Below are 12,253 nucleotides of genomic sequence, written 5' to 3'. Positions count from 1 at the left end.
CGCATCATCCATAAAACGATGTGCGGGGGACGTTACTCGCGGAGGGCTCGTGTGGACGGAATTCTGTCGAACTTCTTTAAGCGCGATTAGAGTCAGCGACCATGAAGGCGATTCTGGCGACTGCTGCGGCCGCAGCGATGGGTCTCGGTGTTCTGTCGGCGGCGCCGGCCTCGGCGGACACGGTGGCCTATCTGGTCAACGTGCATGTCCGGCCGGGCTACAACTTTCCCAATGCCGAGGCCGCCATCGGCTACGGCAACACCATCTGTGACCGGGTCGCCGCCAAGATGCCGTATGCCGAACTGGTCAACCAGCTCAAGGCCGATTTCCACACCACCGACTACTACCAGGCCGGGTACCTGATCAACCAGGCCGTCAACGAACTGTGCCCCGCGCAGATCTGGCAGTTGCGCCAATCCGCCGCCGGTTACACCGGGCAGTGAAAAGAACGGTGGCGCCCCATTTCGGGACGCCACCGTCGTCTGTGTCGGTTCCCGCTCAGGGGCAGGTGACCGTGATCTCGAACGGCTTGCTGATCTGATTCATGGGGTTGGCCATGTCGATTCCGGTGGCGGTGCCACTGATGGTGTAGGTCTTGTCGGCCTTGGTTGCGGTGGCCTCACCGCCGGCACCCTGCGTGAATCCGAGGGTGACGCCGTTGACGTTGCCCAACCCGACCGAGCTGACGCTGGTCCCGTCCTCGCTGACGACCGCGGCGATGCCGGTGAGACCCTCCCCGATGGCGATGTTCATGTTCCCACCGCTGGCAGCGCACACCACTGAACCCTGCACGGCCTGGTCCTGACCGTCGATGGTGACCTTGGTGGCACCGGATTCCGCCGCCGCCGAGGATTCCGGCGGGGCGGTGGTGGCCGCCGCCGATGTGCTTGCCGCCGCACTCGTCTCCGAGGCGGTCGACTCAGATGATGACTTGTTGTCCGAGGAACAGCCGGACAGACCGGCGATGACGAGCGCTGCGCCCCCGACGGCCACTACGAACCCACGCTTCACCACGAATCTCCTTCAGTTGTGCGATCGATCAAGATCGCCCGATGATCCACGTGCAGTATGGAGCGCGGAACGGCCGATGAAACCCGATTACCAGAAAATCCCCGCGGTTCGGCCGGCTCAGCACGCGACGCGGAGCGTGAACTTTCCGTCCGTGGTGAAGCTGGCGGCGTCGGTGCGGAAACCGGTCGCGGTACCCGTGATGACGAAGGTGGGGCCGATCATGCTGACCTCGGCGTCCGGTTCGCCGAGCCCGGAGTTGTAGTTGCCGGTGAATCCGGCAAGGTTGCGGATCGCCACCGACTGAGCCGATAGCTCGTCGCCGCCGGAGACCAGGGCGCTCACCCCGGCGTCGGGGTCACCGGTCTGGATATCGGTCGAGAATCCCTGCGATGCGCACCGCACCTGATGGGTGGTGCCCCCGTCGCGTCCGTCGATCGTGATGTGAGCGGTGCCCGCCGGCAGCCCGCCTTCGGGTACCGGGGCGGCCGGGCTCTCGGAGGAGCAGGAGGCGCAGGCGGCAGCCAGCGCGGATGCCACGGCCAGGACGAGCCAGGGTTTCCTCATGGGAGTGAATCTAGCGGCGGCGCGGGACCGGACACAGCCGCTTGATTGAATGTCCGGATGTTCTTCGAAGTGCAGGCCGAGCTGCCTGGGCGTCCCGGACGCGTCGGCACCATCCACACGCCGCACGGTGATATCCAGACACCGGCCTTCATCGCGGTGGGTACCCAGGCAACCGTCAAGGCGGTGTTGCCCGAAACGATGAAAGAGATTGGTGCCCAGGCGGTTCTGGCGAACGCCTACCACCTCTACCTGCAACCGGGCCCGGATGTTGTCGATGAGGCCGGCGGCTTGGGCGCGTTCATGAACTGGCCGGGACCGACGTTCACCGACAGCGGTGGGTTTCAGGTGCTGTCGCTTGGCGTGGGGTTCAAGAAGGTGCTGTCGATGGACGCCACTCGGGTGCAGGCCGACGACATCATCGCCGAGGGGAAGGAGCGGTTGGCGCACGTCGACGAGGACGGTGTGACATTCCGTTCCCATCTCGACGGGTCGACGCACCGTTTCACCCCCGAGGTCTCCATCGGTATCCAGCATCAGCTCGGTGCCGACATCATCTTCGCCTTCGACGAGTTGACCACCCTGGTCAACACCCGCAGCTATCAGGAGCAATCGGTGCGGCGCACCCACCGATGGGCCGAGCGCTGCCTGGCCGAGCACCATCGACTCACCGAGGTGCGTCACGACAAGCCCTACCAGGCGCTGTTTGGTGTGGTGCAGGGCGCGCAGTACGAGGATCTGCGGCGCCAGGCCACCCGTGACCTGGTCCGCATCGGTGAGGGCACCGGCCCGGCGGAGGGGCTGAGCTTCGACGGATACGGCATCGGCGGGGCGTTGGAGAAGCAGAATCTGGCCACCATCGTCGAGTGGGTGACCAGCGAGTTGCCTGCCGACAAGCCGAGGCATCTGCTGGGCATCAGCGAGCCCGACGACCTGTTCGCGGCAGTGGCCGCCGGCGCGGACACCTTCGACTGCGTATCGCCTTCCCGGGTCGCGCGTAATGCCGCGGTCTACTCGGTGCACGGGCGTTACAACATCACCGGAGCTCGGTACAAACGCGACTTCACTCCGATCGACGCCGAATGTGACTGCTACACCTGCGCGCACTACACCCGCGCGTACATCCACCACCTGTTCAAGGCCAAGGAGATGCTGGCGTCCACGTTGTGCACGATCCACAACGAGCGGTTCACCATCCGCCTGGTCGACCAGATCAGGGCGGCAATCCTGGCCGGAGAGTTCGACGAACTGCGCGCCGAGGTTTTGGGCCGCTATTACGGCTCGAAGTGAGGGTGCCCGGCTTCGCTTTCCGTAGCCATATTGAATGCTGACGATGAAATCGGTGTAAAACTACGCGAGAAACCCACTATTTCGTCGGCATCACCCCCGTAGGGTGAGGCAATGCGAATTCTCTTGGTGGGCGCCGGGGGCGTGGGTTCGGCGTTCTGTGCCATCGCCGCACGACGGGACTTCTTCGAGCAGATCGTGGTCGCCGACTATGACCTGGCGCGCGCCGAGCAGGCCGCCGGCTCGGTCGGTGACCCGCGCTTCAGCGCGGCACGGGTCGACGCGACCTCGGCCGATGCGGTCGCCGAGCTGGTCCGTGCGCACGGCATCACCCATGTGATGAACGCCGTCGACCCGCGGTTCGTCATGCCGATCTTCAACGGTGCGCATGCCGGCGGGGCGGACTACCTGGACATGGCCATGAGCCTGTCGGTGCGCCATCCCGACAAGCCCTACGAGCTGACCGGGGTCAAGCTGGGCGACGAGCAGTTCGCGGCCGAGCAGCAGTGGCGCGACGCCGGCCGGCTGGCGCTCGTCGGCATCGGTGTCGAGCCGGGTCTTTCGGATGTCTTCGCCCGCTACGCCGCCGACCACCTGTTCTCCGATATCGACGAACTGGGTACCCGCGACGGATCCAACCTGACCGTCGACGGCTATGACTTCGCGCCGTCGTTCTCGATCTGGACCACCATCGAGGAGTGTCTGAACCCGCCGGTCATCTGGGAGGCGGACAAGGGCTGGTTTGTCACCGAACCCTTCAGTGAGCCTGAGGTTTTCGACTTCCCGGACGGTATCGGACCCGTGGAATGCGTCAACGTCGAGCACGAGGAGGTGCTGCTGATGCCGCGCTGGGTGGACTGCAAGCGCGCCACCTTCAAATACGGCCTCGGCGAAGAGTTCATCGACGTCCTCAAGACATTGCACAAACTCGGCCTGGACCGCACCGAGAAGGTGCGCGTCGGTTCGACGAACGGCCCCGTCGAGGTGTCTCCGCGCGATGTCGTCGCCGCCTGCCTGCCCAACCCCGCCGATCTGGGACCCAAGATGAAGGGCAAGACCTGCGCAGGGTTGTGGGTCACGGGCATAGGTAAGGACGGCCAACCGCGGTCGACCTACCTGTACCACGTCGTCGACAACGAATGGTCGATGGCCGAGTACGGCCATCAATGTGTGGTGTGGCAGACGGCCGTCAATCCCGTAGTCGCACTCGAGCTGCTGGCCAACGGCGTCTGGAGTGGAAGCGGGGTGCTCGGTCCCGAGGCGTTCGACTCCGTGCCGTTCCTGGAGCTGTTGACCGCCTACGGCTCCCCCTGGGGCCAGAAGGAGCTGTAACCTTCCGTTTCCCGGCGAGCGTGCGCGTCTGCACCCCAACACGCCGGGTTGACAGATGAGTTCGCGCACGTTCGCCGGGAAGAAAACGTAGCGTCGGGGAATGCCAGAAGAGCTCACCGCCGAGCAGGCCGCCGCGCGGCTGAAGTCCGCCGACACTCTCGGGATCCCGCTGGGGCCCGGCCAACCGCCTACCTTCCTGCAGGCGTTGGGTGAACGCGAGGACTGGACCGACCTACGGGTCTACGGTGCACTACTCGCGGTGCTGACCGAATTGTTCTCCCGGGACGGGGTGCACTACCTGTCCGGGTTCTTCGGCCCGTTGGAACGCGCGTTGCGTGACAGCGGGGCCGCTGTGGACTTCGCGCCTGCCGACTTCCGGCGCTTCGGCCCGCTCATGCAACGGCAGTCGCCGCGCGTGATGACGACCGTCTGCGCACCGCCGGATTCCGGGGGCTGGTGCTCGCTGTCATTGCACGCCGGTGGCACCGTGGACGAATTACGCCGCGCCGGAGCAGATCCCGCCAGGTTACTGATCGTCGAGGCATCGTCGAAGTTCCCGCGGACCTTCGGTCTCGGGGACATCCGGCACGCGCTGCACGTCGACGAGATCGACATCCTGATCGCCTCGGACGCTGAACCGCTTGCCCTACCCGGCGGCGATGCCGAACCCACCGACGTGGACCGGGCGATCGCCCAACACGCCGTCGCCTACATGCCGAGCGGGGTGACGCTGCAGACCGGTATCGGCAGCATTCCCAACCAGATCGCGACCTTGCTCGCCGAGGGTGACGGCGACGGGTACGGCCTGCACAGCGAGATGTTCACCGACGGCTGCATGAAACTGCACCGGGCCGGCAAGATCGCCAACACCCGCAAGGGGCAGTACGACGGGGTGAGTGTGACGACGTTCGCCTTCGGGTCGCCAGATCTCTACGCCTGGCTCGACGACAACCGCGATGTGGCATTCCTGCCGGTCGAGATCGTGAACTCGCCGGAGGTGATCGCGGAGAACAACCGGATGGTCACCATCAACGGTGCGCTGGCCATCGACATCCAGGGCCAGGTGGTCGCCGACACCATCAACGGCAGCCAGTTCAGCGGGATCGGCGGCGCCGAGGACTTCGTCGCCGGTGCCGGGCTGGAACTCTCGGACCGCTCACTGATCTGCCTGCCCGCCACATACGAGAAGGACGGTCGCTTGCAGTCGCGGATCGTGCAGTGGTTCGGAGCCGGTGCGGTGATCACCACGCCCCGCCATCACGTGGACGTCATCGTCACCGAGTACGGCACCGCCGAGTTGGAAGGCCTGACGGTGCGGGAGCGTGGTGAGGCGCTGGCCGCGATCGCGCACCCCGACTTCCGTGATGACCTGGTGCGGGCTGCCGAACGGGCGGCGGGCGGTCGCTCGCCGGTCGTCAGATTCGTCTGAGTACCTGTTCGACCAACAGGCTGTGAGTTGACCAAAGGGCGATACGAAACCCTTTGGCGGCGTGGGCTACAGCGGATTCAGGATCCGGTTGAGGAACTGGCGGGTGCGTTCCTCCTTCGGGTCGCCGATCACCGCTGCGGGCGGGCCCTGTTCCAAGATGATGCCCTGGTCGGTGAACAGCACCTGATCGGAAACCTGTTTGGCGAACTGGATCTCGTGGGTGACGATGACCAGTGTCCAGCCATGGTCGGCGAGGTCCTTGATCACCGAGAGCACCTCGCCCACCAACTCGGGGTCAAGTGCCGAGGTGGGTTCGTCGAACAGGACGACCTTCGGTTTGAGCGCCAGTGCCCGCGCGATCCCGACGCGCTGTTGCTGGCCACCGGAGAGCTGGAACGGATACTGGTCGGCCTTGGCCGCCAGACCCACCTGCTCCAACAGGGCGACGGCCTCGGCGACAGCCTCCTCTTTCGGCCGCTTCTGCACGATCACCGGTCCCTCGATCACGTTCTGCAGAACCGTCTTGTGCGGGAACAGATTGTGGCCCTGGAAGACGAAGCCGCTGCGCGACTGGAAGCGCCGCACCTCGGGTTTGGGTGTGGGCGTCGAGAAGTCGATCTCGACATCGTCGACGCGGATCACCCCGGCGTCGGCCCGGTCCAGGGCATTCAGTGTCCGCAACAGCGTGGTTTTGCCCGAACCGGAGGGGCCGATGATCGCCGTGGCGGTACCCGTGGCCACCTTGAAGGACACCCCACGCAGCACCTGGTTGTGACCGAACGCCTTCTCGACGCCGGTCGCCTCGATTGTGTATTCGGTCATCGCGCCACATGCCTTTCCAATCGGTGTTCCAGCCGGGCCTGGCCGAAGGACAACACCAGGCAGATCACCCAGTAGTAGATGGCCGCGGTGCCGTACAGCGCGAAGAACTCGAACGTCGGGGCCGCTACGATCTGGGCCTGCCGCAACAGTTCTGTCACGAGGATCGTCGAGGCCAGCGAGGTGTCCTTCACCAGCGATATCAAGGTGTTCGACAGCGGCGGCACCGCAACGCGGGCGGCCTGGGGCAGGATGATCCGCCGCAGCGCACCCGTGTAGTTGTAGCCGATGGTTTCGGCCGCCTCCCACTGTCCCTTCGGCACGCTCAAGATCGCCGAGCGGATGATCTCGGCCGCATAGCCGCCGACATTGAGGCTGAAGGCGATCACCGCCGCAGGAAACGGGTCGATCTTCACCCCGAATTCGGGCAGCGCGTAGAAAACTATGAACAGCTGCACCAGCAGCGGGGTGCCGCGGATGATCGAGATGTAGAAACGGGCGATGTTGCTCAACACCACATTCGACGACAATCGCGCCAGCGCCACACCCAGCGCGATCACCAGGCCGATCGCGAAGCTGATGATGGTCAGCGGGATCGTCATGGTCAGCGCGGCCTTGGCCAGCGGCCACAAGTTGTCGAGGATCAAATCCCATGCCGAACGCGCCTGGGGCGCAGGTTGATCGGTGGACTGGGGCGCTTCCTGTGCACTGCCGGTTGCGTCGGCCTTCAGGTACTTCTGGGAGATTTCGGTGAGCGTGCCGTCGGCTCGGAGCTCGTCGAGTGCGCCGTTGAGTTCGGGTAGCAGGCCGCTGTTCTTGCGGGCTGCGAAGCCCTGCTCGCTCTTCTCGCCGACGGTGCCGGCGATCTTGACGCTCTTGTCGCCGGTCTCGGCCAGGTAGGCGTAGACGGCGATGCTGTCGTTGACGACGACATCGACGCGCCCCTGGTTGAGCAGGGTGATGGCCTGGGTGAAGCCTTCGACCGCCTCGACATTGGCGCCGGCGTCACGCGCGATCTGCGACCAGTTGCTGGTCGCATTCTCGGCCGCTGTCTTACCCCGGATGTCGTCAAGGGTTGTGATCGAATTGTCGTCCGCCCTGGTGACGATGACGCCTTCGCCGACGGTATAGGGTTGGGACAGGTCGTATTTGGCCTGCCGTTCGGGGTTGATGGTGACCTGGTTGGCGACGATGTCGAAGCGGTTGGCTTCCAGCGCGGCGAAGATCGAGTCCCACGGCGTCTCGACGAATTCGACCTTCACACCCAGTTTTTCGCCGACGGCCTTGGCGACGTCGACGTCGTAGCCGACGAGCTCACCGGTCTTGGGGTCGTGGTAACTGAACGGTGAGTACACCCCCTCGGTGCCGACACGCAGCACCCCGGCCGCCTGGATGGGGTTCTCGCCTGCGTCACCGGAGGAGCCGCAGCCGACGATACCGGCGATGACGAGTGCGCCGAGAAGGAGGGCGAGCAGGACCCGCCGGAGGTTTCCGAACACGGCCGGACGGTAGCAACGCTCTCCCGTCGGGTACAGGGTTTCGCTCACATCGGGCGGTATACCCACGGTGAGCGGGGTAACCCCGCGGGATCGAACTCGGCGAGCATTTCGGGGAGAGTGCGGCCGCGGTACCCCAGCGAATCGGCTATGAGGGCCAGTGCATGCTCGACGCCTATCTCGGCGAGGGTCACTGCACCGTCCCGTTTGGCGAGCCGTTTGCCCCCGGTGTTGAGCACCAGCGGAACATGGGCGTAGCTCAGCGGTGGGTAGCCGAGCAGGTCCGCCAGATACGCCTGCCGAGGTGACGAGGACAGCAAATCGTCCCCACGAACCACCTGATCGATGCCGCCGGCGGCATCGTCCACGACGACCGCGAGGTTGTAGGCGGTCACGCCGTCCCCGCGACGTAAGACGAAATCATCCACCACTCCGGTGAACTCGCCGTGCAACAGGTCGGTGACGGTGAACGGGGCGTTGTCGCTGCGTAGGCGCAGCGCGGGCGGGCGATCGTGATCTGGCGGGCCCAGGCGATCGCGACAAGTTCCGGGGTAGGCACCCTCCGGTGCGTGCGGGGCGCGTGGCGCAGCGAGAATATCTTTTCTGCTGCAATAGCATTCGTAGACCAACCCGCGGTGGCGCAGATCATCGATCACGGCGTCGTAGCGGTCGGCGTGCGCGGTCTGGAACTCGACCGGTTCATCAGCGGTGATGCCGATGGCCGCCAAGTCGGCAAGCTGGCGGGTGGCCACCTCGGCGAACGTCCGATCATCGAGATCTTCGACCCTGATCAGGAACCTACGCTCGGTGCTGCGGGCGAACAGCCACGCCAGCACCGCAGTCCGCAGGTTGCCGATGTGCAGGTCAGCCGACGGGCTCGGCGCGAACCGGCCCGCGCCGGGTGGGCGTGTCACGCCAGCAATGTAACGCCTGTCCACGCCTGTTCCACACATGCCGCCCAACGCCGGCCCGGCACCTGCACGGCCGAGTCGGCCGCAAACGCACTCGAGATCACCAGATCGGGCTGCTCGTGGGCGAGCAGTCGCAGGCTGTTCTGTAGGGCCTTCGCGTCGCTGAAACCGGGAAAGTATCCGGCCGCCCAGGCACCATCCGCGCCGAGGAAGATGGTGTCGCCCGTGAACAGATAGCTCTGGCCGTTGGCCCCTGGCACCAGATAGCAGATGCTGCCGGGGGTGTGGCCGGGAGTCGGGATCACCTCGATCCCGTTGTCATCGACATGGCGATCGGCTAGTGCGATGTCGATGGTGGTGTGCGCGCCGATATCGGTCTGTTCGACGGCCGGGGCGTGCAGGACGGCGCCGAAGCGTGACTTGATCAGGGCCAGCTGTGGGCCGGCCTCGTCTCGGTGGGACAGGTATTGGTGGGCAACGCCGCCGAGCGCGGCCATCTCGTCGAAGTCGGCGTCGGTCGCGGTGCTGTAGAAAAGCACATTTCCGGTCGTCGCTCCGGTCCACAGATAGGCGTGGGTGGTTAGTCCGGGAAAAGGGTTGTCGACCCTGGTTTCCCAGAGGTCGCTGCGGATCTGGCGCATGATGGATCCTCCTGGTGATTCGTCGTGACGATGGCACCAGCCTGCAACCTGAACTATGGTTGAGGTCAATGCGCTATCTGCCGCCGCCCATGGCCAGAAGCCGAGACACCGTCACAAACCGGTAGCCGGAATCGATCAGCCGATCGATGATCAGCGGTAACGCGGCCCTGGACTCGGATCGGCTGTCGACCAAGACGTGCAGCAGGACGATGGATCCCGGCCGCACCGATCGCACCGTCTGCTCGACGATGGCATCCCTGTCCGGGTTGCCCGCCGAGTCGGGCGCCACGTCCCACATCACCGTGACCCGGTCGCGTTCGGCCAGATAACGGGGCAGCGTCCAGAGCTTCTTTCCGTATGGTGGCCGAAAGGTCAACGGACCGTCGTACCCGGCCTGCAGGATCGCCTCGTCGGTACGTTCGATCTCGTCGGACACCGTCTTCTCGGATAACAACACCATCCGGCGATGTGAATAGGAGTGGTTACCGATCTCGTGCCCGGCATTCGCTATCGCCGTGACATGTTCGCGATGACGATGCGACTCCGCCCCGTTCAGGTAGAACGTCGCCGGCACATTCCTGGACGAAAGTAGCTCCAGCACCTCGGGTGTGTGATCGGTGGGGCCATCATCGAAGGTCAACGCGATCACTCTGGCATCGGTGTCGACCCTGCTGACAAGATGTCCCGCGAGTTGGAATGTCCTGGCGTTCATCAAAGTGTACGTGCCGAGTGACACCGTCAATGTCGTCACCAAAACCGCTATGGCCCAGGTGATTTTGCGCATTGTCAACCCAATCCTGGCACGATGTCCGCGAGGCGGAAGCTTGTTGGAGCCTCGAGTTGCTGGAACGTGCACGACCGCGGATCCCGGTCCGGCCGCCAGCGGCCGAATTGGGCGGTGTGCCGAAATCGTCTTCCCTCCATATGGTCGTATTTGGCCTCGACCACCCGCTCGGGTCGCAACGGGGTGAATGACAAGCTCTTGTCCGGGTTCCAGCGCGAGTTCGCCGTACGGCGAACGGTCGGCTCGACCGGGATATGTGCCGCCCAGTTCCATGGGTGTTCGTCGAATGTGGTGACCAGTGGCTGCAGTTCGTCGAACAACTCACGGCGGCGCGCCATCGTGAACGCCCCGATCACACCGACGGATGCCAGCGAGCCACCAGCGTCGTAGAGCCCGAGCATCAGTGAGCCGATGGCGTTGTCGTCGGATTTGTGCAGTCGGTATCCGGCCACCACGCAGTCCGCCGTGCGAGCGTGCTTGACCTTGAACATGACTCGCTTGTCCGGTTGGTAGATGCCGTCGAGTGGTTTTGCGATCAACCCGTCCAGACCGGCGCCCTCGAAGTCGGTGAACCAGCGGGCCGCGGTGTCTTCGTCGGTGGTCGCCGGGGTGAGGTGGAAGGTGGGTCCGCAGCCGGTCAACGCCGCGGTCAATGCCGATCGTCGCCCGCTGAAGGGCTGCCCGGTCAGGTCGTCGTCACCGAGTGCGAGCATGTCGAAGGCGATGAACGCGGCCGGGGTCTCGGTCGCCAGCTTGATCACTCGCGACGCCGCGGGATGCAGCCGCAACTGCAGTGCTTCGAAATCGAGCCCGTCGTCGCCGGCGATGACGATCTCGCCGTCGAGAACGCACCGTGGCGGCAACTCTGCGCGGGCCGCGGCGACGAGTTCGGGAAAGTAGCGTGTGAGTGGCCGTTCGTTGCGGCTGCCCAGCTCCACCTCATCGCCGTCACGGAACAGGATGGACCGGAAGCCGTCCCATTTCGGTTCATACGATGCACCGTGCGGTATCTCGCGGACGGGTTTGGCCAGCATCGGCGAGACGGGTGGCATGACGGGAAGTCTCATCGTTGTCGACGATAGCGCCTGTGCGGATAGCAGTTGCGCGGCAGCCGCATTCGGCGTAGTATCGAACACAAGTTCGAATGCAAAGTATCCAGGGTCCGTTTGAGTTGGGGGCCTGCACCGCGACTGTTGTCGCCGAGGGGTTCGACGGTCCTGCAATGGGCCGGTCTGAGCCAATAGTCAAAGCCTTAGATGAACTTGCCTGCCCCATCAGAATCTTCGTGGAAGCCTGGGTATCGGCATGGACGCCACCTATCTCGACGCGTTTGCTGACGCTTTGATCGACGAGCTTGTTCCGGTGTCGCCGGAGGATGATGTCGGGCCGAGTCTGGGGCGGTTGGTGGATTGTCCGCGCCCGGTGGTCGATGACGAGGTCTTGCTGGCGGTACTGGCCGCGGCGGTGGCGGCGCGGAATCTGTTGGATGTCTTGATCGCCTCGGCGGTGGCCGCCGCTGAGCGGGTGGGTGTGCCGGGGCGGCGGCATCTACGCACGGGCACCGATCTGCTGCGCCTGGTGGGGATGGCCCCGGGTGCGGCGGCGCGGGCGGTGCGGGTGGGCCGGATGGCACCTGTGCTGCCGGCGCTGACGACCGCGCAGCGGTTGGGTGGGATCGGTATCGAGTTCGCCGACGCCGTCGGCAAAGGAGTCACGCATATCGAATCGCGGGTGGCGTTGTCCGTTGACGATCGGGCGGCGGTGGTGACCAAACTGATGGTGCAGACCACCCCGGCTGAGGTGGCGGCGAAGGCCCGCGCGATCGCCCTCGACCGGACCGCGGCGCTACCGGTCGAGCAGCGTGTGGTGCCGGTCGCCGAGGACACCACGTTGAATGAGATGACCGTGGTGCAGAACGGCGAGGGCCGGTTCGAGGTCACCCTCGATCTGGACATAGGGACTGGGGAAGAGCTGTGTGCGGC

General features: G+C 65.0%; 12 protein-coding genes and 1 pseudogene. 5 read left to right on the top strand and 8 right to left on the bottom strand.

Features of this window, described 5'->3' with window-relative positions; translation table 11 throughout:
- Positions 1-101 precede the first annotated feature (101 nt).
- A complete protein-coding gene (locus IC40_RS0125585; protein WP_030137504.1) occupies positions 102-443 on the top strand; it encodes a DUF732 domain-containing protein in 342 nt (113 codons plus the stop codon).
- Positions 444-498: 55 nt separating this feature from the next.
- Here the strand turns inward: IC40_RS0125585 and IC40_RS0125580 are convergent, their stop codons facing one another.
- A complete protein-coding gene (locus tag IC40_RS0125580; RefSeq protein ID WP_030137503.1) occupies positions 499-1,011 on the bottom strand; it encodes a lipoprotein LpqH in 513 nt (170 codons plus the stop codon).
- A gap of 117 nt (positions 1,012-1,128) precedes the next feature.
- Positions 1,129-1,575 carry a lipoprotein LpqH gene (locus IC40_RS0125575; RefSeq protein ID WP_030137502.1) on the bottom strand — a complete coding sequence of 149 codons (447 nt, stop codon included), beginning with the start codon at positions 1,573-1,575 and terminating at the stop codon, positions 1,129-1,131.
- 57 nt (positions 1,576-1,632) lie between these two features.
- On the opposite strand from IC40_RS0125575, the gene tgt reads away from it, so the two are divergent.
- From tgt to IC40_RS0125560, 3 genes are all read left to right on the top strand, one after another.
- Positions 1,633-2,862: a tRNA guanosine(34) transglycosylase Tgt gene (gene tgt, locus IC40_RS0125570; protein ID WP_030137501.1), complete on the top strand. Its 1,230-nt coding sequence runs from the start codon at positions 1,633-1,635 to the stop codon at positions 2,860-2,862.
- A 111-nt stretch (positions 2,863-2,973) separates the two neighbouring features.
- Positions 2,974-4,191 (top strand): saccharopine dehydrogenase family protein, encoded by a 1,218-nt coding sequence (locus IC40_RS0125565; protein WP_030137500.1) that lies wholly within the window; start codon positions 2,974-2,976, stop codon positions 4,189-4,191.
- Between the two features lie 100 nt (positions 4,192-4,291).
- Complete coding sequence (locus IC40_RS0125560; protein WP_030137499.1) at positions 4,292-5,620, top strand: acetyl-CoA hydrolase/transferase family protein; 1,329 nt, start codon at positions 4,292-4,294, stop codon at positions 5,618-5,620.
- A 66-nt stretch (positions 5,621-5,686) separates the two neighbouring features.
- Here IC40_RS0125560 and IC40_RS0125555 read toward each other — a convergent pair whose 3' ends face one another.
- The 6 genes from IC40_RS0125555 to IC40_RS0125525 all read right to left on the bottom strand — a co-directional run bounded on the left by IC40_RS0125555 (position 5,687) and on the right by IC40_RS0125525 (position 11,338).
- Entirely contained in the window at positions 5,687-6,442 is a 756-nt protein-coding gene (locus tag IC40_RS0125555; RefSeq protein ID WP_030137498.1) for an amino acid ABC transporter ATP-binding protein, read from the bottom strand.
- Complete coding sequence (locus IC40_RS27425; protein WP_110783305.1) at positions 6,439-7,938, bottom strand: ABC transporter permease subunit; 1,500 nt, start codon at positions 7,936-7,938, stop codon at positions 6,439-6,441. The genes IC40_RS0125555 and IC40_RS27425 overlap by 4 nt, the downstream gene beginning before the upstream one ends.
- A 44-nt stretch (positions 7,939-7,982) precedes the next feature.
- A complete protein-coding gene (gene gluQRS, locus IC40_RS0125540) occupies positions 7,983-8,888 on the bottom strand; it encodes a tRNA glutamyl-Q(34) synthetase GluQRS (protein ID WP_110783262.1) in 906 nt (301 codons plus the stop codon).
- A complete protein-coding gene (locus IC40_RS0125535; RefSeq protein ID WP_030137496.1) occupies positions 8,846-9,487 on the bottom strand; it encodes an MBL fold metallo-hydrolase in 642 nt (213 codons plus the stop codon). The genes gluQRS and IC40_RS0125535 overlap by 43 nt, the downstream gene beginning before the upstream one ends.
- Before the next feature lie 73 nt (positions 9,488-9,560).
- Entirely contained in the window at positions 9,561-10,271 is a 711-nt protein-coding gene (locus tag IC40_RS0125530; RefSeq protein WP_030137495.1) for a polysaccharide deacetylase family protein, read from the bottom strand.
- 2 nt (positions 10,272-10,273) lie between these two features.
- The gene (locus tag IC40_RS0125525) at positions 10,274-11,338 is read right to left on the bottom strand and encodes an ATP-dependent DNA ligase (protein WP_036470847.1); all 1,065 of its coding nucleotides are present in this window, start codon (positions 11,336-11,338) and stop codon (positions 10,274-10,276) included.
- A 238-nt stretch (positions 11,339-11,576) separates the two neighbouring features.
- Between IC40_RS0125525 and IC40_RS26695 the strand changes: the two are divergent.
- A pseudogene (locus tag IC40_RS26695) lies at positions 11,577-12,253 on the top strand (HNH endonuclease); the annotation flags it as partial.

This window comes from Mycolicibacterium neoaurum ATCC 25795 (assembly GCF_000691525.1).
Lineage (GTDB): Bacteria > Actinomycetota > Actinomycetes > Mycobacteriales > Mycobacteriaceae > Mycobacterium > Mycobacterium neoaurum.
This window is presented reverse-complemented; position numbering and strand designations above follow the sequence as displayed.